Genomic DNA, 22,782 nt, shown 5'->3' on the forward strand with positions numbered 1-22,782 from the left:
GCTAAGGATTAGTTCGGGCTATCAAAATTTCATTTTGCCGAAACTTTCTTCGCCGCAGTTGCTTTATAGAAACCTATGGCATTAAAAATCGGCAGCAAAGCACCTGACATCAGACTTTTGTCCACTTCAGACAAAGTCTTCCACCTCAAGGATTTCCTTGGCAAACCCTTGATTCTTTTCTTTTATCCCAAAGATTTCACCAAAGGCTGCACCGCGGAAGCCTGTGAGTTTCGGGATCAGTTCAGCGAATTCCGGGACATGGAAGTACCGGTGTTTGGAATCAGCAGAGACGATATTCCCACACACGAAAAATTCAAAAAAGCTTACAAGCTCCCCTTTGAGCTGCTTTCTGACCCGGACGGTAAAGTCTGCAAATCTTACGATGCACTCATACCCGTCTTGAAAATCCCCAAACGCGTCACTTATTTGCTGGACTCAGAGCAAAGGATCGCCGGTATCTTCGAAGGACTCTTTGAAAACAAAAAACACGTCAGCGCCATGATTGCCCAATTAGGCAAATCCTAATTGGCGACGATCAACCCATCCTGCATCACCACTTGACGGTCTGCCATTCCAGCGAGTTCCTCGTTGTGGGTGACGATCACAAAGGCCTGCCTGAGCTCATCCCGAAGCCTAAAAAAGAGTTCGTGAAGACTTCTCGCATTTACGGTGTCAAGATTGCCACTAGGCTCATCGGCAAAGACCACGGCTGGGTTGTTGATCAGTGCCCGGGCCACTGCTACACGCTGCTGTTCTCCTCCGGAGAGTGTTGAGGGCTTGTGATCCAGACGGTGGCTAATGCCAAGTATCTCAGCGAGCTCACCCGATTTTTTTTGGAGTTCCGCTGGAGTGAGGCCTTTGATATAGCCTGGGATTTGAATGTTTTCCTGAGCGGTAAACTCCGGAAGCAAATTGTGGAACTGAAAAATAAATCCAATTTGCTGGTTTCTGAAATCGGCCAGCCGGTCCCCTTTTAGCTTCAGCAGATCCTTGTCCTGCATCCGCAGTTCGCCCCTTTCAGGCTGGTCGAGAGTTCCGAGTATATGCAGCAAGGTGCTCTTTCCCGCTCCAGACGAACCTACAATGGAAACAATTTCCGACTCCGAAATTTCAAGATCAACACCCTTCAAAACATGAAGGCTTCCATAGGATTTGTGAATCCCTTTGGCTATCAGCATAGTAGATTTTTTTGAGTTTTTAAAAGTAAAACAAATCCCTCAAATACAGGAATTAAAGCGTTTTCATAAATAAAAATGGAAAAAAGCGGTTTGATATATCGCCTTCATCGCCTTATCTTCGGGCAAAAATTTCCAGAGAATGAATATTCACGAATATCAGGCAAAAGAAGTATTGAAGGGCTACGGAGTAAGGATTCAGGAAGGCATTGTAGCAGATTCTCCTGAGGCCGCACACGAGGCTGCAGTGAAGCTAAACGCTCAAACCGGTACTTCCTGGTATGTGATTAAGGCTCAGATCCACGCAGGTGGACGCGGAAAAGGAGAAGTCAAAGAAACCGGCTCCAGAGGCGTGGTACTGGCTAAGAAATTGGAGGATGTCAAGGAGAAAGCCAATGCAATTCTTGGCGGAACCTTGGTTACCATCCAAACAGGCGCTGAAGGCAAAAAAGTGAACAAGGTGCTGATTGCCGAGGATGTCTACTATCCTGGAGCATCAGAACCAAAAGAATATTACATGTCCATCCTCTTGGATAGAGCTACCGGATCCAACGTGATCATGGCTTCTACCGAAGGCGGGATGGATATCGAAGAAGTTGCTGAAAAGCATCCTGAAAAAATCATCAAAGAATGGATAGATCCTAAAGTGGGTCTTCAGGGATTCCAGGCAAGGAAAGTAGCTTTCAAATTGGGCCTTTCCGGAAACGCTTTTAAGGAAATGGTGAAGTTCATCACCGCGCTTTACAATGCCTATGTCGGAACAGACTCTTCGCAGTTTGAGATCAATCCGGTGTTGAAGACATCCGACGACAAGATACTTGCCGTGGACGCCAAAGTGAACGTGGACGACAACGCGCTTTACCGTCAACCAAAACTTGCCGAATTGAGAGACCTAGCCGAAGAAGATCCTTTGGAAGTAGAAGCAGGCAAATCCGGACTGAACTATGTGAAGTTGGACGGTAACGTCGGTTGCATGGTGAACGGCGCCGGTCTTGCAATGGCTACCATGGACATGATCAAGCTTTCTGGCGGTGAGCCTGCAAACTTCCTAGACGTAGGAGGAGGAGCAAATGCCACTACTGTAGAGGCAGGTTTCCGAATCATCCTTCAGGATCCAAACGTAAAAGCAATATTGATCAACGTCTTCGGCGGTATCGTGAGATGCGACAGAATTGCCAATGGAGTGGTTGAAGCTTACAAATCTATTGGTGATATTCGCGTCCCAATCATCGTGAGGCTTCAGGGCACCAATGCTGAGGAAGGCGCCAAAATCATCGATGAGTCAGGATTGAAGGTGTCTTCGGCGATTACATTGAAGGAAGCAGCAGAGAAAGTACAAGCTGTACTCGAAGCAAAATAAATAAAGTACGCACTCGTAGTTCAACTGGATAGAATATCGGATTTCGGCTCCGAGGGTTGAGGGTTCGAATCCTTCCGAGTGTACAAAGGCCGTTGGGCCATACCAAAGCCGCTTAATAAGCGGCTTTTTGACGTTTTGGGAATCCGGTACCGGGTTGGGTATGTCATTTCAACATGGATAATTGCAGCGCGAAGATTATGCAGATTTTTAAAGTAGTCGCATAGCTAGTATATCGGGGATTGGATAAACAAAAAATCGTAGGCATAAATCGCTACCTACCTTCACCAGTTCAAATGCAATCCATGGAACAATTCGACTATTCTACAAAAATCTACTTCGGAGGAGTAATGAATAGTCTCCGTTGACGTCACCCGAAAAAAAACAGACCGTAAGGAGAAGCTCTTAGAAGACAGGGTGATTGTGTTTCACAGAATCTGTGGATACCAGAAGCCTTTGCAATCCCGAAATTAAATTGTGAAATCTGAAAAGCAATTGAGCCATATAGTTTCTGCCTACTCAGGATGAAAAAACAGACTGGAAGCAGCGTTCTCCCCTTTTATCTTCTCAATAATTTTTCAATCGAACCTCTTTACTTGGTGGAAGGCCGGGATCGAGATAGGATTGGTCGAAGGGTCGTCATTGGCCATGGATCTTAATTTCAACTGCATTCCTGTCACCAGAAGATTGTCACTAAACTGAAAAGGAGAATCTGGTAGTCCCTGCGATCCTTTTGTACCGGATTGTTGGACGTTTCTGAGGCGAGTTGACGAGAGGCTCAAGCGACCCACATAACACACCGACTAAAAATTACGCCTTCAATTGGTGGATAATATTGCCCATTAGTTACAAAATTTCCCCATTTCCAATGATGCTCCTCTGATACAGGATCCGTGAACAGAAAAAGATAATCATATCCTGAAACGGAGACAAGGCCTTGATTTAATTGGTTAGGTAGCCATTTCGAGCTTTGAAGCACATTGGCTGCAGTTGCGCTGAAATCCCGACTCCCCTGACGTCAGTTAGTTGGCATACATATTACAGCTATAGGTTAGCATCAATTAGAAACCACTTTAAAACCAACTTGTTATGAAAAATCTAAAAATCAGCCCATTTGCCCTACTCCTATTGGGCATGCTGGCTTTGGCCTCCTGTGAAAACAAAAGCACAGACAGCGAGGAAATAGCAGAAGAACAAAACGAAGAGAAGTTCGAGGACAACAAAGCAGAGAAGGACGCTGAGTTTGCGGTTGCTGCTGCGGATGGCGGCATGTTGGAAGTCCAATTGGGCAAATTGGCCCAGTCCAACGGCGCTTCTGATGCAGTGAAGATGCTGGGCGAGATGATGGCAAACGACCACAGCAAGGCAAACGACGAATTAAAGGCCTTAGCGTCCCAGAAAAACATCTCACTGCCTACGGGCTTGAGTGAAGACAGCCAAGAATCTTACAACGACCTTGCGGAAAAAACCGGTGAGGAATTTGACGAAGCCTATACCGAATTTATGGTAAAGGATCATGAGAAGGATATCGACGAGTTTAAAAAGCAGGCGGAAAATGGATATGACGCCGATCTCAAATCCTGGGCAGCGGGCAAGGTTCCCACGCTTGAGCAGCACTTGGCGAGAGCCAAGCAGGCAGAGGCTGCAGTCGATAGCTTAAAGAACCGTTAGGACACCGTTCCTCCAAGAATGATTGCCATAAGCCAGCCTATTTGACGCTATCTTTCCTTACCGTTTGGGAGGGATGGCGTCGGCTGGCAAAACTATTTAACACACAGCTGCCATGCCTTGGTATAACGGAGACTATCCTCCTTCCTACAAGAATCAGCCGGTACATATTCGGGAAAAAGCTACCGAGATAGCCAACGAGATCCTAAAGGAAAGCGGTGATGAGGGTTTAGCAATTGCGACGGGCTTAAAGCAAGCAAGAGCTTACTTTGAAAAGCATCCCCAAGGGCAAAAAAAAAGGCGATTCCTAATTCGGTCAGGCTACGGAGATGTAATCAATTAAAGTTTTCTTGGACCACTTTCCTGAAAGCTTCCGGGGTAAGCGGTTTGCTCACAAACTCCCTTACAGCGGGAATCTGCGCGGCTCGTTCCCTGTCGTCTGGATTGACACTCGTCGTGAGTAAGACTACGATGGAACGATCGTGGATATCCGCGGACAATTCATTGTATTCGGAAAGAAAATCCCAACCATCCAGTCCGGGCATATTGATGTCCAGAAAAATGATTCCAGGTTGCGGGTTGCCCTCGAAATCTCCCTTTCCAAGCAGATAGTTGATTCCGTCCCGTGCCGATTTAACCGCATGGATGTAGGTTTTGTCCACTTCATCCTCCAGAATGACTCTGTGGTAAAAGTTGGTAGCTTCGTCGTCGTCAATCAGAAGAATGCAGTCCAACTTGTCAAGTTTCTCTGTCATAGGATTTTTTTAAGGTAAAATAAAAAGAACTACCCATACCTTTAGTAGAGTCAATCCAAATTTTTCCGCCGTGGAGTTCTACGATTTTGCGGCAGTAGGCCAAACCCAATCCAGACCCTTCATATTTCTCGTTGGAATTGAGGCGCTGAAAAATAAAGAAAACCTTTTCATAGTCGGAAGGGTCGATGCCGATCCCGTTGTCGCGAACACAAAATTCCACCAGTTCACCCCTATCCACTGCGGAGATCTCTACAATCGGCTGCAGCCCTTCTTTCCTGAATTTGAGTGCATTGCCTATTAGGTTCTGAAAAAGCATGCGCAGTTCGACGGGATTGCCCTGTATTGAAGGCAGGCTTTCGATTACTAGTTTAGCTTCAGCGGCTTTGATCACCACCTCAAAATCAAGTACAATATTTTGCACCAATTCTTCGAGGTTTACTTTCTGGACAAACCTCTTGCTTCCGATACGGCTGAACTCCAGCAGCCCTTTTACTAGTGCCGTCATTCGCGTTGCAGCGGCAGTTACATATTCGAGGATCTTTTTGCCCTGATCGTCAAAGCTTCCGTAGTACTTCCTGCTGATCAACTGCGTCATGTTGCCGATGGTGCGGAGCGGCTCCTGCAGATCGTGGCTCGCGATGCTGGTGAATCGCTCAAGCTCCCTGTTTTTGACTATCAAATCGGCATTTAAGGCCTCCAGTTTCCTTTTGTTTTCGGATAACTCCAGTTTTTGGGTATCCAGCTCTTTGACCTTTTCCAACAAGGCAGCCGAACTAACGGCGAGTCGCCTATTTATTTCCTCAAGATTCGCGAAACTGCTTTTAGCGATAAACACCAAGGTCAGACAAGTCCAGATCACCACTAGGGATATTACCCAGTTCAATGCATACAATTGTTCCGGGACGCCATCGGAAACAGGGTTTTGAAAAGCCGAAATCACGGTTAGGACAGAACAGGCCAACGCAGCGTAAATACTGGAATACCTGCCGGGAAGGACCCAGCTGTACAATATTACTACTGCGTACATCGAAGCGATGGCCACCTCCGCTCCGGTGTATAAATCGGCCATAAATATCAAACCCGCAATTATGGCAGTCACCAAAATCAAGGCCGTCTTTTGGAAATATGTCGTAGATGACTTAGAAAGTTTCATTCGTTGTTTTTAAGGGCCAGTTGCTTCCTTAACTCTTCGATTTCTCCTTCATATTTCTTCAGCTGCTTCTCCAGTTCGTATTCTCTCAACAAATCATTCGGCTGCTCCTCAACCAATTTCGGCAAATCACGGATCAGTGCAAAGGCGGTGGCAAGACTCACCAGAGCGGTCAGCAGCCTGAGCAGAGCGCTCAGCCTATAGCCCGGCCACCAAAACATAACGGCATCGATCAGGTGCGTACTGCCGCAAAGAATGATAAATGCGCCAAAAAGCCAAAACACGGGCAAGAAGGGAATATTCCTACGCTTTTGGATGAAGAAAATGATAATGGCTGGAATCACGAAATAAGCCAGCCATATCGCAACATCACTCAAGACGTAAAGCCACCCGTGAAATTCGGACCATGTGCCACAAAACCAACGGGGAGGCCAATCATTGGCCTCAAAGAGTCTCGAAATAAAGTCATATACCTGTTCCATAGCCAAGGGTTTGATTGTCGTGCAGTTTCTCTGGGACTGGGTCTTTTGGAAAATTAGGAACTGCTTTTCGCGGTCCCAGCGTATATTCCAGCCTTCAAAATCAGTTGGTGTCGTCAAACAAAGCGACACGAAAGGTTTCATAAATCATACCTTCCTTCAATTCCATCCGTTCGGGCCAAAATTTGGAATTCGGCAGGCGTGCAGCGGTGGACAGGAGGCAGAAATTCGGCTTTCAAGAACAAAAAAATCAACTTGACAAAAAATACCCTGTACAGGGTATTTTTAAACTCAATAAGATAGACTTAGAGATGGTCAAGTTGGTTTTTAGCGTTTTTTGGGAGAAGAAATTTTTAAAGTAAACCACTTCCGAAATAAAGGCGAAGCATGATGCCATTGAATCCAGTTTGAACCGCGAGCGTGTTCCTTCCTCCATTTTCCGTTAACCTGGCCTCCCACTTGGTGTTAAAAAGAGAAAATAAGCGGCGTCTGTCAACTAGAGCCGAGCAACGAACGCTTTTTTCGAGGTACAAAATGAGGCTGATTTTACCCAGACTGGCGAGAGCCTAGACGGTTTTTCCACCCCTTCGGAGCATCCCTTCTTTTTACTCAGAAGAAAAAACCGATCATCCCTTGGCTTCTAGCCACAATTGCCCGAACTCTAAATCTACAGGAACAATAGTTGGTCTACCTAATAAGCCACAACACACGGACTGTTTTGGATAGACCCTACCAGCTATGAAGAAAATTTCAGCTTTACTCCTTTTGGCCAGCGCACTTTTGGGGTTGACCGCCGAAGCGCAAGCCGGAGATTACCCGCTCAGCCCTGTCCAAGACACGGTGCCACAGCGGGACACCGTCCCCCCCTCCTCGCCAGCCCAAGAGCGCACGGTGACGGGCACAATCAGTGATTTGGATGGAACCGGCCTTCCAGGAGCTACCGTCCAGATCAAAGGAACCGACTTAGGAGTAGTTTCGGATGATTCGGGGAATTACAGCATAGAGATACCAGCAGACCAAGGAAGTGTTGTGCTGGTATTTTCATTTCTGGGCTTTCAAAGCAAAGAAATTACGCTGGGCAGCCAAACTGCCATCGATGTTTCGCTATCCACAGACGAGCAGGATTTGGAAGAGGTGGTGGTAATAGGCTACGGATCTGCCCGCAGGACAGATCTAACCGGCTCAGTCGCACAGGTGAACTCCGAAGAGCTGAATGCGTTTCCCACCACCAACGTCATTCAGTCCCTCAACGGGAGGGCTCCCGGCGTTCAGGTAATCCAAAACAACGGGGCACCCGGCGGAGGTGTATCGATCCGAATCCGTGGTTCAAACTCCATCCAAGGTGACAATGACCCACTCTACGTGATCGACGGATTTCCCTTTTCGGGCAATCCGACCAACCTCAACAACTCCGACATTGCCAGCATAGAAATCCTCAAGGATGCCTCGGCAACGGCGATCTACGGCTCTCGAGGGGCTAATGGCGTGGTCCTCATCACCACCAAAAGCGGTCGGGGAGCAGGAACCTTGGTTGAGTTTGACGCGGCCTACAGCATCCAGACACTTCGGAACAAACTCGAGCTGATGAATGGAGGCCAGTATGCACAACTGATGAACATCCAAGCGGAAAACGATGGGTTGGAGCCCTATTTCAGCGACTCCGAAGTTAATGGATTTGGAGAGGGGACAGACTGGCAGGACTTGGTCTTCGAACAGGCACCGATCAGGAATACTTCCCTGAGTATCTCCAGCGGTGGGGAAAATACCCAATTTCTGATCGGTGGTAGCGCTTTCCAACAGGACGGGATCATCAAAGACTCTGACTACGACCGTTACTCCATACGATCCACGATCAACCATAAGATCAGCGACAAGTTCAAGGTGGACTTCAATTCGACCCTCAGCAAACTTATCACATCTCGTCGCGACAGTGAGGGCGGCGCTAGAGGAGCCAGCATGATCGGTGCGGCGCTAGTCGCCTCTCCCCTTTCCGAACCTTATATGGCAAACGGTTCTATCAACAACCTGGCTGACGATTTCCCCTTTGTATCCCCTGACATTGTCAACCCACTCTACTTTATCAACGAGCAGTCGACTGTCATCACCGCAAACGTCATATTGGCCAACGCGGCCATTAGCTATAATCCCCTACCCGAGCTTACCATTAAAGTCTCCGGCGGGATAGAAAACCGCGACGACCGCACAGACTCCTACCGTAGCCGAAACTTTCTCAACAGCAACGGCGCTGCAAGTGTAAGCAGCGGCCAATATGTGAGCCGACTGAACGAAAATACGATCACCTATGCCGACGTATTCAATGAAAAGCACGAGCTGAATGTGCTGGCTGGCTTTACCTATCAGGATTTTACCACCAAATACCTCGCAGGAAGCGGTGCCGGATTTCTCAGCGACCTTTACGAAACGGACAATCTGGGCGCGGCCGAGACTCCGGGTATCCCGACGTCTGGCTACGCCAATTCCGTCTTGCTTTCCTACCTCGGCCGGGTCAACTACGGCTTTTCCAACCGCTACCTGGCGACCTTTTCCTTCCGCGCAGATGGATCGTCGAGATACAGTGAAGGAAACAAATGGGGCTATTTCCCGTCTGGTGCGCTGGCTTGGAAGGTTTCCGAGGAGAATTTCATGAAAGATCAGGAAGTCGTATCCACCCTGAAGCTCAGGATGAGCTGGGGAAAGACCGGCTCCCAGGCTATAGATCCCTATGCAACACTCAATCGGCTTTTTCCGGGCTATACCGTATTTGGAGATGACTTGTTCAATTTTCTCGCTCCGGGATCAACACTCCCAGGAGACCTTAAGTGGGAGACGACCGAACAGCTTGACCTCGGTTTGGATCTGGGATTATGGGGTGACCGAGTAGTGTTGGGTGCGGACTACTATCTCAAAACCACCGATGATCTCCTAAGCACGGTAAGGCTGCCAAGCTCTTTCGGCTACACCACCACCATCGCCAACGTGGGCTCCATCGAAAACCGAGGAGTCGAACTCAGCCTATTTGGCCAAATCTTCTCCTCCGACTTCCGCTGGAGCCTGGACGGAAACATTTCCTTCAACCGAAACAAGGTACTCAGTCTGAATGGGGGCGAGCCTATACTGACGAACTTCATCAACGTGGTCACGGTAGCAGACAACTTCTCGATTATGGAGGAAGGACGACCGCTGGGACAATTTTGGGGATATCGGGAAGATGGCTACACCGAGACGGGAGCGATCCGCTACGAAGACCTAAACAACGATGGACAAATCAACGAGGATGACAAAACCCATATAGGGAATCCCAATCCCGATTTCTATTTCGGATTCAACTCCAACATGGGCTACAAAGGCTTCCAACTGGAGATTTTTTTTCAGGGAAGCAAAGGCAACGACATCATGAATGTGAGTGCGATCTCCTCTACGATGGACTACGGTCAGGGTCTCAACATGCCACAGGAAGTCCTGCTGGACCATTGGACACCACAAAACACCGATGCCAAATACCCTCGGATCAGCAGAAGTTCGACCACGCGCGTCTCGGATCGATTCGTCGAGGATGGCTCCTACCTGAGGATGAAAAACATCCTTTTAGCCTACACTTTCCCGCTTAAAAATTCTGGGGGCAAGTTTCTAAAAAGCTTACGGATATACGCCAGCGGGCAAAATCTTCTGACCTTCACCAAATACTCCTGGTGGGATCCCGAGGTCAACAGCAAAGGCGCGGACAACAGCATGGGAATAGACCACTTCGGCTATCCGATCCCCAAATCCTACACCATCGGTCTCAATGCCACTTTTTAATCCCTAAAACGACCCTACCATGAAATCTTCAACAAACCAAAAAATTGCAAAGCGACTCCTGTTCGTGGGAGGCATTGCCACCGCTGCGCTGTCCATTTCCTGCGAAAGCCTCCTGGAGGAAGAACCCAAAACCATCGTCTCAGAAAATTTCTACCAAAGCAAATCGGACTTTGAGGCGGCAACAAACGCAATTTACTTCCCCCTGCGCATGGTCAGATCGGAGCAGATCGCCGTGCTCAGCGCCCATACGGACTGGGGCTATGGCCGTGGCAGCCGTGCCCAATACAACGACTTCGAAGGATTCAATCCGACCAATATCAATGCCGCAGCGGCTCGGTGGAACAGCTTCTACCAAGGCATCCGCAATGCGAACCTCGTCATACAAAAAGCCCCGCTTAGCGAGGAATTGACCGAGGAAGAACGGGAGCTATTCTTGGCCGAGGCAAAATTTTTGCGGGCACTGACCTACTTTGACCTGGTGAGAAACTGGGGCGGGGTGCCCCTGCGCACAGACAAGAACATCGATGAAAAAGATGTGCCGAAGAGCAGTCCCGAAGAGGTCTATGAACTGATATTGAAAGATCTGGTCGAGGCGGAAATGTACCTCCCCCCCGCTACCGATGAGCCTGGCCGTCCTACTGAGTGGGCTGTCAAAACTTTGCTGGCCGACGTTTACCTTCATTTGGAAGACTATGAAATGGCCAAGACCAAAGCCCAAGAGGTCATGGCCGCAGAAGAGTTTCAGTTGGTACCCATCCGCTCGGTCGACGATATCCGGCAGAAAATCTTCGGAGCGACGCTGATCACCTCTAGCGAGGAAATTTTCGCATTCAAGTATGCCCGCCAAAGCGGCCAAGGAAACGGACTTCCTTGGATACTCAACCATCCAAGTACTGGACTCTACAATTTTGGCGGAGCCTATGCACATTACAGTGATGCGACCAACCCATTCTACAGGGAATGGCAAGAAGGTGACCTCCGCAAGGCGCTTTGGGAAATGGTGGACTTTGGCCTGGGCGATTCCACACTGGTCAACGGAAAATTTTCGGAAACCCAAGCCCCAGACAATAGCGGCGCCGGCAATGATATCCCGGTGTATCGCTATCCTGAACTGCTGCTTATCTTCGCCGAAGCGTCCGCTCGTTTGGATGGGCTTACCGAGCCCAGCCTAGAGGCCCTCAATCAGGTGCGTAGGCGTGCTTTTGGGCTTGACCCCAATGCGGAGTCGGAGTTGGATTTCGTCATGGCTGACTTGACTGTTGAAGGTTTTTTGGATCTCGTTCTCCAAGAAAAAGCCTATGAGACACAGTTTGAGGGGAAGCGATGGATGGATCTGAAGAGGACTGGCCGGGCTGCAGAATTTGTATTGAAGAACAAGGGGATCACGATTTCCGAAAAACACTACCTCTGGCCCATCCCTGTTGAAGAACTGAATTTCAACGAAGCCATGGATCCTAGCGATCAGAATCCGGGGTACTGAACGATAGGCTTGCTTGAATTGACTAGAGCGGAATCTACTTGCTACTACTTGAATTCCATGAGAAGATGGGGCGGACCACATCCGGGCGAGTCCGCTTTGAGTAGACACAGTCCATTTCTTGGCCAGTCTACAAACCGGCGCACAGGAGTATTTACTAGGCAAATTATCCTAAAATGAACCTTGTGCTTTCATTAAATGGTCGAAGCTGTCAAGCCCATCCCCGCAGAGTTCAGCGGAGGACATAGGTTGTTTCCAATTTGGCCAAACATCCCATAATCGCGGTCATCGATATGCAGCTCGCATTCCTCCACACAACGGCAAACGCTTTCGATACAGGATTTCAAGTTTGGGTGTTCGTGGCTTTTCATTACCTCCAACAGGGATAGGCAGGCATGCCGTACGGCATGAATCAGCAAACCGCGTATTTCGGAACGTGAAGACTCGAGGGCATCGAGGCAGGCTTTGCAGGCCTCCCCGCATTCCCGCAACTTGGATCGCAGCAAAGATGCTGGGGCTTCGGCGGGCAACATTATCAAGGCACGGTCGCATTCGCGGCCGCAGGCCAAGAGTGCCATTGTCAGGTTACTTCTCATCATACTTAGAATCATTGGTAGTTGGGTTTAGGTTGACTATATGCTTCATCTAAGATTATATCCGGTCTTGGATGGGTTGCTTCCCTCGTCAGGCTCGTAATGATTTCTGCCCATAGTTGCCAAGACGGCCGCGCAGGTCTTGATCAGTTGGGTGCAAAAATCCTTTTGGACATCCGCTTGGGAAGACCTGTGGCTGACCAAAAAACATCGATGTACAATACAGCCTGAAAGGTAGAGGCTTCCGAAGGCATATTTACTGAAAACACCCATGTCCGGAGCTATGGTGGCGTAACCCGTAATTCCCAAGCCCAATTCCGCCCCGAATAAGCTACAGACCTTTTCTGCCAGGAGATCCGAGATGGCGGATGCTACACCGTTCACCGGCCTGCTGAGCTCCAATGGGATGTCGAGCAACTTCTCCTTAGACTCGCAGGTATAGGCGGTTATGCCGCCCAGAAAAAAAAGTCCCGCTTCAGGCATGTTGCTCATCCAGGCTTGGACCAAGCCGGAAGTTACGCTCTCTGCTACTGCAATTTTCAGGTTCCGTTCAACGCAAAAACGCTGTATCCGGAGTAGTTCGTCCATCGGCGGATTGGCGGAATGGGATTTATGATTCGTGGCCATATAGTCTGAAAAAGGCTATTTCCATACCATCCTGACCAAAGCATGTTTGCTGCAGGAAAACAGCTGCCCTAGGCATCCAAAAAGATGCCGGGCACCAGCTAGCCATTTTGATGTCCCAGCCGAGTCCCAATCAGCTGTGGAATGGCAGCGGCAATATGTGGACACAGCGACACGGGGAGCACAACGGCTGTATATCCAGCGGCTTCCGGCCCAAGGTGTCAACGCCTCGTGTTTATAATCAACAAGTCCTTACCTATCCAAGTCCGCGTCGTTGTTGATCAATCGAAAGCGCTGAGGATATGGAGCGAGATTCTTTCTATCACCTTTGGATCTTTGCCTGGAGACTATCGATGGGGTCGACGCATTAAGGCTTCTACAAGTTGATACGCAGCGTCGCCCAGACTATATCTTTCTCGATTTAAATATGCCACGCATGTGCGGCAAAACCTTTCTTAAAGAAGTAAAAAAGGATTTTTCTTTGAAGGACATTCCCATCTTCGTTTTTTCTACCTCATCCGATCCCCAGGACAAGGATGATTCGCTCCGACTGGGAGCCGTATCATTTTTTATCAAGCCTTGTTGCTTTGAGGAACTTCGCCAGAAAATAACCTCGGCGTTCAGCCTGATTCCTTCCTAATAGCCATACGCACATATACAATTTGCAGTGCCCTGATTTTTTTTAGCGTCTAGATCCTATCCCAGCACCCATTTTCTTCTTAGAAATACGAAGCTCATATCGCGACTGGAACAAAACTTGAAACCCCCTTGCCAGTACGCTCAATCCACACATTATGAGATCCATCTGGAACGGCTCAATCAGCTTTGGCCTAGTCAACATTCCCGTAAAAATGTATTCAGCTACCGAATCGAGGACGCTGGATTTGGACATGCTCGACGGCAGCGACCACGCCAGAATCCGCTATCAGCGGATCAATGAAAACACGGGGAAGGAAGTGGAATGGAAGGATATTGTGAAGGGTTATAAAAAAGGGGAAAAATACGTCATCCTGGAAGACAGCGACTTTGAGATGGCAAACGTCAAGAAAAGCAGCACCCTCGACATCGAGACCTTTGTAGAGGCAGAGGAAGTACCGGACATGCTTTTTAAAAAACCCTACTATCTGGAGCCTCAAAAAGAGGGTGGAAAATCATACAATTTACTGCGTGACAGCCTCAACAAGGCAAAAAAGCTTGGTGTTGCCACATTCGTGATGAGACAACGGGAGAACCTCGCCCTGATAGGAGTCTACGAAAACGTATTGGTAGTCCATGTCATCCGTTTCGCCGAGCAGATCCGCGATCCTTCGGAGGTTCGTCTTCCCTCAGGAAAGGTATCCAAAAAAGAACTTGACATGGCTAAATCGCTGATAGACCAATACACCGCAAAATTTGACATTGAGGCTTATCGGGATACCTACAATGAACAGCTCATGAAGGTCATCGAATCCAAAGCCAAGGGGAAAAAGGCTGTGGTCAAAAAACTCAAAACCCAGCCTACGGCTGATAGCGATCTTCTGGCCCAGCTCAAGGCAAGTCTGAAAAAACGGAAAAAAGCATCTTGATGGCACTCGAAGAATACAACAAGAAGAGGGATTTCAGAAAGACTCGAGAGCCACGCGGCAAATTGGAAAGAACCGGCAAAAGCCGCTTCGTGATCCAGCGCCACGATGCCAGGCGACTCCATTTTGACTTGCGGCTGGAGATAGACGGAGTGCTCAAAAGTTGGGCTGTGCCGAAGGGCCCTTCCCTCAACCCCAGGGACAAGCGCCTCGCCGTAGAAACAGAAGACCATCCCCTAAAATACCTGGACTTTGAGGGTACCATACCCAAGGGAAACTATGGTGCCGGGGAAATGGAGATTTGGGACTCTGGAACCTTCCAGTCCAGCTCGGAAGCCTCCCCCTCGAAGATGTATGCCAATGGCGACCTCAAGCTGATGTTCTTTGGAACAAAAATAAGGGGTGAATTTGCCTTGGTACGGACCCGGCTGGAGGGCCAAAAACCCCAATGGCTGCTGATCAAAAAAAAAGACCGTTTCGCCTCCGACTTGGACTACGACGCCGATCTGCACAGGACACCCTTGAAAGAACACGCCGAGGAGCCAGCTCAGGAGGAGCTTAGTCTTGACAGCTCCATCTCTCCCATGCTTGCGGAAAACGGAAAAAAGGAAGATTTAGATAAGGCTTCCGGCTGGCTGCATGAGATCAAATGGGACGGATACCGGATGGTCACCCATACCAGCGGCACCTCTGCCGTAGGATATTCCAGAAATGGCCTGTCCTATGAAGCGAAATTCCCTGAAATCCTTGAAGCCTTGTCCCAAGTTCCCCACAGTACCATCTTGGATGGGGAGGTGGTTGCTTTGGACAGGAAAGGCATTCCCCAGTTTCAGTGGCTCCAGTATTACGAACGGGAGCCAAAAGGCGAACTGAAATACATGGTGTTTGACCTGCTATTTCTCGATGGACACAGTCTGATCCATCTTCCGTTGAAAGACAGAAAGGAGCTCTTGGAAGAACTGCTAACCGATATCCCCGGCGTGAGCTACTCGGAGCATGTCGCCGGAAACGGAAAGGGATTTTACAAAAAAACGGTTGCCAGCGGCTATGAGGGGATCATCTCCAAAAAAGCAGATTCCACCTATCTACCGGGAACCAGGTCGGCAAATTGGCTGAAGATCAAGCCAGTGGCCAGTGTCGAAACCGTCGTCTGTGGATATACTCTTTCGGACAGCAGGCCTTTTGGCTCCCTGATCCTCGGCATGTACGATCGGGGCCAACTGCGTTATATCGGAAACTGTGGTACGGGGTTCACCCTAAGGCAACAGCGAGGAATGCTGTCGGAATTCAAAAAAATCAGCCAAAAAAAATCCCCTTTCCCGGATCCCATCGATCTGAAAGGAAGATCTCCAAAATGGTTAAAGCCCATTTTGGTAGCAGAGGTGACTTTTTCCGACTGGACTCGGGACAAGCGGCTACGCCACCCAGTTTTCAAGGGGCTTCGACAGGATAAGACCCCCCACGAACTTCAGCTGGACGACGGAAAAAAAGATGTAGCGCAAACGGCACCATCCCTCGAAGACGGCTTGGAAATCAACGGCAAAACCGTCGCTGTCACGAATTTGGACAAAATACTCTGGCCCGGCGAGGGGATAACAAAATACCAGCTGATTGACTATTACCTCAACATCTCCGAATATATCCTTCCTTTCTTAAAGGACCGTCCGCAAAATCTCCACCGCCATCCCAATGGAATCAAAAAGCCGGGGTTTTATCAAAAAGACACGCCGGACTATGTGCCTGACTGGATTGCTACCGTAGAACTGCATGCCGAGTCGGCCCAGCGCGACATATCCTATCTCTTGTGCCAAAACGAGGAAACACTGATATATCTGGCCAACCTTGCCTGCATCGAACTGAATCCTTGGAATTCCAGGGTAGGCTCGCTGGATAGACCCGACTATTTGGTGATAGACCTCGACCCCTCGATAAAAAACAGTTTTTCGGACGTGGTGGAAGTTGCGCTGGAGTTTAAAAATCTCCTGGACCAGCTGGACGTCAAGGGGTATTGCAAAACTTCCGGGGTCAGCGGCCTGCATATCTACCTGCCACTTGGCGCAGCATACAGCTATGAAGAAGCCCGGAACTTCTGCAAGCTGCTCTGCCATATCGTCCAGGAGCGACTACCCAAGCTCACTACGCTCGAAAGGAGAATCAAGGACCGAAATGGCAAAATGTACCTCGACTACCTTCAAAATCGGGAAGGGCAAACACTTGCTGCCCCCTATTGCGTTCGTCCCAAACCGTTGGCTACCGTTTCTACCCCACTGCATTGGCAAGAGGTTAACTCCAAATTGGACAAAAACGACTTTACCATCTCCACCGTGATGGATCGAGTGAGAAAATATCCAAAATTGTTTGTCGAAGTATTGGGCAAGGGCGTCGATATCGAAGGCGCAATCGCAAAAATCAGTGAAATGAAGTGAGCGTTGCTTGGACAAGCCGCTATTTACCCTGTTGTTTTCCATAAATCCCACCCAAAACTCTTTTCCAACTGTGGAAATCTGCCCCAAAGCCGAGAAACTAGCACTCGCCATAAAAATAGAATGAGAAGCCGAAGTAGCTTTTTAGTCATGGTGGGGTGACGAGAATTAAGAATTTCAATATAGCGAAGAGTAAAAAATATTCTTCTGAAAAAGATGTCAAAAGCAGAAACGTAAATTTCACATCCACGGTCTGCTTTGTCGTCAGATTGAGCACTTTAGCCTAAGATGTCGCCTATAGCCAAGTCCTCTGATTTGAGTTCTTCCAGCGATCCAAACTGATTTTAGCTTGGCATTGATGGCAAAATGCCCCCTGGTTAGCGACTGGGATACGCCTTGGTTTTAATTCATACCAAAACCTTAAATAGCATGCTTTGCCTCCATTGGTGGGATCTGTTAATAATATCTTAACCATGCGGATTCCCGATTTCTTGGTCACAGGGCTATTTTTGAAACAACCTCGGTCAGGCCTATGCAAAGTCTCTCAAATCCTGTTTTTTTCGAGCAAGTCTTCACAGAGCACTGGGAGCTGATGTACCAGAGTGCATACAGAAAAATAGGAGATCAGGCGATAGTTGAAGATTTGATCCAGGAGATTTTCGTCGATATCTGGAAAAGACGAGAAAGCCTCGAAATAAAAAGCGGGATCAAAGCCTACCTGCTCACCGCTGTAAAATACCAGGTAATGAGGTATTTAGACGAACAAGCAAAAAACCGGGTGCAAAACAAGGAGGAGTGGGTCGGGTACTATGAAGAGGACATTTTTGCATTCGAAGAACTCTACCACGAAATTGAGGTCGCGGTGACCTCCCTGCCGCCTCGGGCTGCCGTGATTTTCAGAATGAGCCGTTTAGAAGGCTACAGTGTGGAAGAGATTGCTGAAAAGCTACAAGTTTCCCCGCAAACCATTCACAACCAACTGTCTAAATCCCTCAAGGTTATGCGGAGGGAGCTAAAGCATCTGGCACCGATGCTGGCGTTGGTCATGGCTTCATAGCCGGACTTTGATTACGTAAAGGTTATTTTTCGGCCGGACAACCTTCATAAATCCTTAATCAATTCAGGCGGTAGTGGACAGGCGTTTTTCCCACCTATAGAGAGAAAGCCCACATGAATGAAATTACATCCCTCGCTCTCCCAGACCATCAGCAAACTCTTACGGGGAAAAGCCACGCCTTCTGAAATCCAACAAATAAACGAGTGGTATCACCAAGACGAGGGGGAGCAACTGGAGATCATAGACCATCAAGGCCGGACTAGGTCCCAGATTGAGCGGGATCTTTTCAAAAAGATCAGAAGTCGAACGCAGCCCAACAGACCAGGTGACAAACGTGGATCATGGGCATGGAAAATCGCCGCTTCTGTGATCCTGGGAATGGGACTCGGTTTGGTAACGCTTCAACAGCTTGATGTGAAGGAACCAAAACCTTCACCGGAGATTTCATTCGTCACGTTCGAAAACGGCACCGGGATGATCAAAAAGATCCGCCTCCCCGATGGCTCTTCCGTACGGCTCTTTCACAACACAAAGATTCAGGTAGCAGAGAACTTTTCGGAGCGGCGACTCCTAAAACTTCGGGGCGAGGCCTTTTTTGAAGTGAAGCGGGACAGTTTGCGACCGTTTCGGGTCGAGTCCGGCAAGCTGACCACAGAGGTATTGGGAACTTCATTTTTGATCAAAGCCCTATCCGACGAGTCAGAAGTCGTAGCGGTGAAGACCGGTCTGGTGAAAGTCTCCGATCCGCATGAAGCGACCTTTTTGCTACATCCCAACAAGCGTTTGGACTACGTCGGACAGAAGGGTTCAGTGAGTGAAACTCCTGCTGGCGATCCACTTTTTGCCTGGACGGAAGACATCCTGGCTTTCCAAAAAACCCGGATGTACGAGATGGTAGAAATCCTAGAAGACTGGTATGGCGTCACCATCACCCATAACCTGACGGAGCAAAATACCTGTGAAATCTCTGGTGTCTATGAAAATCAAAGCCTGGAAAATCTCCTCCAGCTGATCCAATATTCCATCCCGCTCACCTATCAACTCGACGCAAAAAATGTGATACTCCATTTCAAGAACTGCCCCTAAAAAGCGAATGGATCCGTTCCAACCCGTCCATCCTTTTACGGGAAAAAACATTTTGACATTCTAAACCATGAACCATTCGAATCCATGAAAAAAAAGTTACCACCAGCCTTAAAAACCTTGTTTATGAGCTTATTTACGGCTTGTCTCCTCTGCTGCTGCCTACACTCGATGGTGTTTGCCGGTGCCCTTTCAGCCCAGAGATTGGAAGAAACTCCAATTGCGTTCTCTTCGGAAGAAATGTCCCTGTCGGCCTCTTTCAGACAGATCGAAAAGCAGTCTGACTTTCGGTTTTCCTACGAAAGCGGTCTCGACCTGAGCAAAAAAGTCAGATTCTCAACCAAGCGCTCTGACCTGCAGACGATCCTGGAGACGATCTCGGCGCAATCCTCCCTGAAGTTTAAGCAAATCAAGACCACCATCGCGGTAAGCACCCAGCAAAGAGTCCCTGTCATTGCGACTGTAGCCGAGCGTGTGAGCCTATCCGGAACTGTGTTAGATGGGGATACCGGAGAGAGCCTGCCCGGCGTGAACATCATCATCAAAGGTACCACCAAAGGGACGACGACGGATCTGGATGGAAAATTCTCCATTACCGTCGATGCAGGGGCATCCCTGGTCTTCTCTTATGTGGGCTACGACCGACAGGAGGTTCTGATCCAAAATCAAACCGAATTGACGGTACGGATGCAGCTGGACAGTGAATCCCTCGGCGAAGTCGTAGTCACTGCCCTGGGGATCAAGCGCGAGGAGAAAGCCCTGGGCTACGCCACCCAGAAGGTAGACTCTGAGGAATTGCTCGATGCCAGATCCAACAATTGGTCAGATGCACTGAGGGGAAAAGTAGCAGGTCTCAATGTGCTTTCGGCGGGCTCCGGCCCTATGAACTCCTCACAAATCAGTCTGAGGGGAGATAACTCCCTGAATCCTAATGGAAACTTTGCACTCATTGTGGTTGATGGGGTTCCGATGAATTCCGGACTGACTTCTTCCGGCGTAAACAACGCCTATGGTGCCGGCTCCGGCAATGACGTTCCGGTGGATTTTGGGAATGGGATAGCCGATCTCAACCCGGATGACATCGAGAATATAACGGTGCTAAAAGGAGCCAGTGCAACGGCACTTTACGGTAGCCGTGCTGCAAATGGCGCCTTGATTGTCACGACCAAGAGCGGCGCCAGGAAAACCAAAGGCCTTGGTGTCACGATCAATTCAAACATCAGTTTCCAGAACGTATTGAAGTGGCCCGACTACCAGCATGAATACGGCCAGGGCACCGGACGGGCTTTCAACGCAAACGGAGACTTGTTTTACAGCTATGGAGTTTCTGAAGACGGAGCCAATACCGGAGGAACGAGCAGTGCTTTCGGCCCTAAGTTTGAAGGCCAATCCTACTATCAGTACGATCCGACGCTGGAGGGACAATCTGCTGAGCGGCAACTTTGGAGACCTTATGAGGACAACGTGAAGGGCTTCTGGGAAACCGGCTTTAACATGATCAATTCCGTTGCGCTGGACGGAAGTGGCGAAACGGGCTCCCTTCGTGCCTCGATCACCCAGACTAAAAACGAGTGGATGATGCCAAACACCGGCTTTAATCGGTTAGTCGCGGCTCTTTCAGCTTCACAGCAAATCAGCAAAAAGCTGAGTCTAAACGCCAAGGCAAACTACACCAACAAAAACTCGGATAATCTGCCGGCGACGGGCTACAACAACCAGTCGATCGCCTATTTCATGATCTTCCAAAATCCAAATGTGGACTTGCAGTGGTATCGTCCGATTTGGAAATCAGGCCAGGAAAACGTGGATCAGGTTCACCCTTTCAGCTCCTTCATTGACAACCCCTACCTGATAGCCTACGAGATGACCAACTCGGTAAACAACAACTCCGTGTTTGGAAATCTCTCCGCCAACTATGCCTTCGATGATCATTTTGAATTGATGGTTCGTGCGGGTCTGGCGATGAGTCAAGAGGAACGGGCGCAGCAGCGGCCCTACAGCACCGCCAATTTCCAGCGGGGCTATTACAAGGAGCAGGACATCACCAACTACGAGCAGAATTCTGATTTCCTGTTGACCTACAAGGGAAACTTGGCGGAAAAGATCTCGCTGAGAGCAAGTATCGGTGGCAATCACATGAAAAGGGAATACCGGATGATGAGCGCCTATGTGGACGGGCTGGTGATTCCGGGGGTTTATAAGCTGGCCAACGGGGTCAACAATCCCGTTCTCTCCACCAGCAATTCCAACCGGGTCATCAATTCCTTGTATGGCTTGGTTTCGGTGGATTTTGACGAAAAGGTGTTTGTGGACATTACCGGCCGAAATGACTGGTCGAGTACGCTCCCCACCCAAAACAACAGCTTTTTCTATCCTTCGCTCAGTACAAGCTTTGTGCTGTCCGACATCTTCACGCTGCCTACCCAGATCTCCTTTGCCAAGCTTAGAGTATCCGGAGCTCAGGTGGGCAATGACACCGAACCTTACCGAACCTCAAAATATTACGGCCAGAGTGAATTCCCTGGCTCTGCATCAGTTCCTTCCACCCTCTACAATACGGATTTCAAACCGGAGATCACAACCAGTTTTGAAACCGGCATCGAGTTGATTTTCTTCCAAAGACGTCTGGGCCTTGATCTAAACTATTACGTCACCGAAACCAAAAACCAAATTCTGGAAGTACCAGTGGACATTACCACCGGATTTTCCAGTGCTATCCTGAATGCAGGAAACGTCAAGAACCAAGGCGTAGAACTTGTTTTGAACGGCAGTCCCATCAAGTCACCAAACTTCCAGTGGAACGCTTTCCTTACTTGGGCAAAGAACAAAAACGAAGTGCTTTCCCTTCCCGATGAAGTCGACGGAAGCCAAGTGATCGGTGTGGGCGGCAACGCAACGATTATTGCCAAAGTAGGAGGAACCACGGGAGACATCTATGGTTTTGGATTCGTCAGATCTCCGGACGGACAGATCGTCTACGGCGCCAATGGCTTGCCATCTAGACCGGAGGAGATCCAATATATCGGTAATGCCTATGCGAAGTGGAAAGGCGGATTCAGAAATGAATTTGCTTACAAAGCACTCAGGGTAAGTATCCTTTTTGACGGGCAGTATGGCGGAACGGTATATTCCCAGACGCACCATAAGATGTCTGAACAAGGCAAGTTGACACACACCCTGAAGGGCCGTGAAGACGGATTCATCATAGGCAAAGGCGTTGTGGACAATGGGGACGGAACGTTCTCTCCCAACACAAAGCAGGTCAACCTGGCGGATTATTACGCGGATTACTATCGCAGGGCGAATGTGGAGTCCAATTCCTTTGACGCTTCCTTCATCAAGCTGCGGGAAGCACGGATCGAGTACGCCATTCCGGCAAAACTTCTGCAAAAAACCAGCATCAGCCAGGCATCCATCGCAGTATATGGAAGGGATCTGGCGATGTGGACTGACTTCCCGATGTTCGATCCGGAGACCGCCGCACTCAACGGAGGAACCTTGCTGCCCGGTATTGAAATGGGACAACTGCCCAGCCCAAGAACCATGGGCGTGAACCTTACCCTCAAGTTTTAATCAGACAT

Annotated in this window: 18 protein-coding genes and 1 tRNA gene; 13 read left to right on the forward strand and 6 right to left on the reverse strand. The window is 49.0% G+C overall.

Annotated features, from left to right (window positions below):
- Positions 1-75 precede the first annotated feature (75 nt).
- A complete protein-coding gene (locus J0A67_RS08435) occupies positions 76-525 on the forward strand; it encodes a peroxiredoxin (RefSeq protein WP_206568871.1) in 450 nt (149 codons plus the stop codon).
- Here the strand turns inward: J0A67_RS08435 and J0A67_RS08440 are convergent.
- Positions 522-1,178, reverse strand: coding sequence for an ABC transporter ATP-binding protein (locus J0A67_RS08440; RefSeq protein WP_206568872.1), 657 nt, complete (start codon positions 1,176-1,178; stop codon positions 522-524). The genes J0A67_RS08435 and J0A67_RS08440 overlap by 4 nt on opposite strands.
- Before the next feature lie 139 nt (positions 1,179-1,317).
- Between J0A67_RS08440 and sucC the strand changes: the two genes are divergently transcribed.
- From sucC to J0A67_RS08460, 4 genes are all read left to right on the forward strand, one after another.
- Positions 1,318-2,535 (forward strand): ADP-forming succinate--CoA ligase subunit beta, encoded by a 1,218-nt coding sequence (gene sucC, locus J0A67_RS08445; RefSeq protein ID WP_206568873.1) that lies wholly within the window; start codon positions 1,318-1,320, stop codon positions 2,533-2,535.
- A gap of 9 nt (positions 2,536-2,544) precedes the next feature.
- Positions 2,545-2,618 (forward strand) — tRNA-Arg (locus J0A67_RS08450).
- A 1,003-nt stretch (positions 2,619-3,621) separates the two neighbouring features.
- The gene (locus J0A67_RS08455) at positions 3,622-4,203 is read left to right on the forward strand and encodes a DUF4142 domain-containing protein (RefSeq protein WP_206568874.1); all 582 of its coding nucleotides are present in this window, start codon (positions 3,622-3,624) and stop codon (positions 4,201-4,203) included.
- A 112-nt stretch (positions 4,204-4,315) separates the two neighbouring features.
- Positions 4,316-4,543, forward strand: a complete 228-nt coding sequence (locus tag J0A67_RS08460) for a DUF2188 domain-containing protein (RefSeq protein WP_206568875.1) — start codon at positions 4,316-4,318, stop codon at positions 4,541-4,543.
- Here J0A67_RS08460 and J0A67_RS08465 read toward each other — a convergent pair.
- Genes J0A67_RS08465 through J0A67_RS08475 form a run of 3 tightly spaced genes read right to left on the reverse strand, consistent with a single transcriptional unit; the run spans position 4,536 to position 6,587 of the window.
- On the reverse strand, positions 4,536-4,955 hold the full coding sequence (locus J0A67_RS08465) for a response regulator (RefSeq protein WP_206568876.1): 420 nt from the start codon (positions 4,953-4,955) through the stop codon (positions 4,536-4,538). The genes J0A67_RS08460 and J0A67_RS08465 overlap by 8 nt on opposite strands.
- Complete coding sequence (locus J0A67_RS08470) at positions 4,939-6,108, reverse strand: sensor histidine kinase (RefSeq protein ID WP_206568877.1); 1,170 nt, start codon at positions 6,106-6,108, stop codon at positions 4,939-4,941. Before J0A67_RS08470 ends, J0A67_RS08465 begins: the two co-directional genes overlap by 17 nt.
- The gene (locus J0A67_RS08475; protein ID WP_206568878.1) at positions 6,105-6,587 is read right to left on the reverse strand and encodes a hypothetical protein; all 483 of its coding nucleotides are present in this window, start codon (positions 6,585-6,587) and stop codon (positions 6,105-6,107) included. The genes J0A67_RS08470 and J0A67_RS08475 overlap by 4 nt, the downstream gene beginning before the upstream one ends.
- A gap of 735 nt (positions 6,588-7,322) precedes the next feature.
- Here J0A67_RS08475 and J0A67_RS08480 point away from each other — a divergent pair.
- Positions 7,323-10,382, forward strand: a complete 3,060-nt coding sequence (locus J0A67_RS08480; protein ID WP_206568879.1) for a SusC/RagA family TonB-linked outer membrane protein — start codon at positions 7,323-7,325, stop codon at positions 10,380-10,382.
- Positions 10,383-10,401: 19 nt separating this feature from the next.
- On the forward strand, positions 10,402-11,862 hold the full coding sequence (locus tag J0A67_RS08485; protein WP_206568880.1) for a RagB/SusD family nutrient uptake outer membrane protein: 1,461 nt from the start codon (positions 10,402-10,404) through the stop codon (positions 11,860-11,862).
- A 191-nt stretch (positions 11,863-12,053) separates the two neighbouring features.
- On the opposite strand, the gene J0A67_RS08490 is transcribed toward J0A67_RS08485, so the two are convergent.
- Positions 12,054-12,470, reverse strand: coding sequence for a four-helix bundle copper-binding protein (locus J0A67_RS08490; protein ID WP_206568881.1), 417 nt, complete (start codon positions 12,468-12,470; stop codon positions 12,054-12,056).
- A 30-nt stretch (positions 12,471-12,500) separates the two neighbouring features.
- On the reverse strand, positions 12,501-13,040 hold the full coding sequence (locus tag J0A67_RS08495; RefSeq protein WP_206568882.1) for a CinA family protein: 540 nt from the start codon (positions 13,038-13,040) through the stop codon (positions 12,501-12,503).
- Positions 13,041-13,404: 364 nt separating this feature from the next.
- On the opposite strand from J0A67_RS08495, the gene J0A67_RS08500 reads away from it, so the two are divergent.
- From J0A67_RS08500 to J0A67_RS08525, 6 genes are all read left to right on the forward strand, one after another.
- On the forward strand, positions 13,405-13,716 hold the full coding sequence (locus J0A67_RS08500; protein ID WP_206568883.1) for a response regulator: 312 nt from the start codon (positions 13,405-13,407) through the stop codon (positions 13,714-13,716).
- 154 nt (positions 13,717-13,870) lie between these two features.
- Positions 13,871-14,641: a non-homologous end joining protein Ku gene (gene ku / locus J0A67_RS08505; protein WP_206568884.1), complete on the forward strand. Its 771-nt coding sequence runs from the start codon at positions 13,871-13,873 to the stop codon at positions 14,639-14,641.
- On the forward strand, positions 14,641-17,064 hold the full coding sequence (ligD, locus tag J0A67_RS08510) for a DNA ligase D (RefSeq protein ID WP_206568885.1): 2,424 nt from the start codon (positions 14,641-14,643) through the stop codon (positions 17,062-17,064). Before ku ends, ligD begins: the two co-directional genes overlap by 1 nt.
- Positions 17,065-17,593: 529 nt before the next feature.
- Entirely contained in the window at positions 17,594-18,118 is a 525-nt protein-coding gene (locus J0A67_RS08515; RefSeq protein WP_206568886.1) for a sigma-70 family RNA polymerase sigma factor, read from the forward strand.
- 117 nt (positions 18,119-18,235) lie between these two features.
- Positions 18,236-19,204, forward strand: coding sequence for a FecR family protein (locus tag J0A67_RS08520; RefSeq protein ID WP_206568887.1), 969 nt, complete (start codon positions 18,236-18,238; stop codon positions 19,202-19,204).
- 123 nt (positions 19,205-19,327) lie between these two features.
- Positions 19,328-22,774: a SusC/RagA family TonB-linked outer membrane protein gene (locus J0A67_RS08525; RefSeq protein WP_241265120.1), complete on the forward strand. Its 3,447-nt coding sequence runs from the start codon at positions 19,328-19,330 to the stop codon at positions 22,772-22,774.
- The last annotated feature ends 8 nt before the right edge of the window (positions 22,775-22,782 follow it).

Origin of the sequence: Algoriphagus aestuariicola (assembly GCF_017254835.1) — a bacterium.
GTDB lineage: Bacteria > Bacteroidota > Bacteroidia > Cytophagales > Cyclobacteriaceae > Algoriphagus > Algoriphagus aestuariicola.

What these genes read in the sequence shown, in the direction of transcription:
- J0A67_RS08435 (WP_206568871.1), top strand. Translation starts at nt 76, where the DNA reads ATGGCATTAAAAATCGGCAGCAAAGCACCTGACATCAGACTTTTGTCC.
- J0A67_RS08440 (WP_206568872.1), bottom strand. Translation starts at nt 1,178, where the DNA reads ATGCTGATAGCCAAAGGGATTCACAAATCCTATGGAAGCCTTCATGTT.
- sucC (WP_206568873.1), top strand. Translation starts at nt 1,318, where the DNA reads ATGAATATTCACGAATATCAGGCAAAAGAAGTATTGAAGGGCTACGGA.
- J0A67_RS08455 (WP_206568874.1), top strand. Translation starts at nt 3,622, where the DNA reads ATGAAAAATCTAAAAATCAGCCCATTTGCCCTACTCCTATTGGGCATG.
- J0A67_RS08460 (WP_206568875.1), top strand. Translation starts at nt 4,316, where the DNA reads ATGCCTTGGTATAACGGAGACTATCCTCCTTCCTACAAGAATCAGCCG.
- J0A67_RS08465 (WP_206568876.1), bottom strand. Translation starts at nt 4,955, where the DNA reads ATGACAGAGAAACTTGACAAGTTGGACTGCATTCTTCTGATTGACGAC.
- J0A67_RS08470 (WP_206568877.1), bottom strand. Translation starts at nt 6,108, where the DNA reads ATGAAACTTTCTAAGTCATCTACGACATATTTCCAAAAGACGGCCTTG.
- J0A67_RS08475 (WP_206568878.1), bottom strand. Translation starts at nt 6,587, where the DNA reads ATGGAACAGGTATATGACTTTATTTCGAGACTCTTTGAGGCCAATGAT.
- J0A67_RS08480 (WP_206568879.1), top strand. Translation starts at nt 7,323, where the DNA reads ATGAAGAAAATTTCAGCTTTACTCCTTTTGGCCAGCGCACTTTTGGGG.
- J0A67_RS08485 (WP_206568880.1), top strand. Translation starts at nt 10,402, where the DNA reads ATGAAATCTTCAACAAACCAAAAAATTGCAAAGCGACTCCTGTTCGTG.
- J0A67_RS08490 (WP_206568881.1), bottom strand. Translation starts at nt 12,470, where the DNA reads ATGATTCTAAGTATGATGAGAAGTAACCTGACAATGGCACTCTTGGCC.
- J0A67_RS08495 (WP_206568882.1), bottom strand. Translation starts at nt 13,040, where the DNA reads ATGGACGAACTACTCCGGATACAGCGTTTTTGCGTTGAACGGAACCTG.
- ku (WP_206568884.1), top strand. Translation starts at nt 13,871, where the DNA reads ATGAGATCCATCTGGAACGGCTCAATCAGCTTTGGCCTAGTCAACATT.
- ligD (WP_206568885.1), top strand. Translation starts at nt 14,641, where the DNA reads ATGGCACTCGAAGAATACAACAAGAAGAGGGATTTCAGAAAGACTCGA.
- J0A67_RS08515 (WP_206568886.1), top strand. Translation starts at nt 17,594, where the DNA reads ATGCAAAGTCTCTCAAATCCTGTTTTTTTCGAGCAAGTCTTCACAGAG.
- J0A67_RS08520 (WP_206568887.1), top strand. Translation starts at nt 18,236, where the DNA reads ATGAAATTACATCCCTCGCTCTCCCAGACCATCAGCAAACTCTTACGG.
- J0A67_RS08525 (WP_241265120.1), top strand. Translation starts at nt 19,328, where the DNA reads ATGAGCTTATTTACGGCTTGTCTCCTCTGCTGCTGCCTACACTCGATG.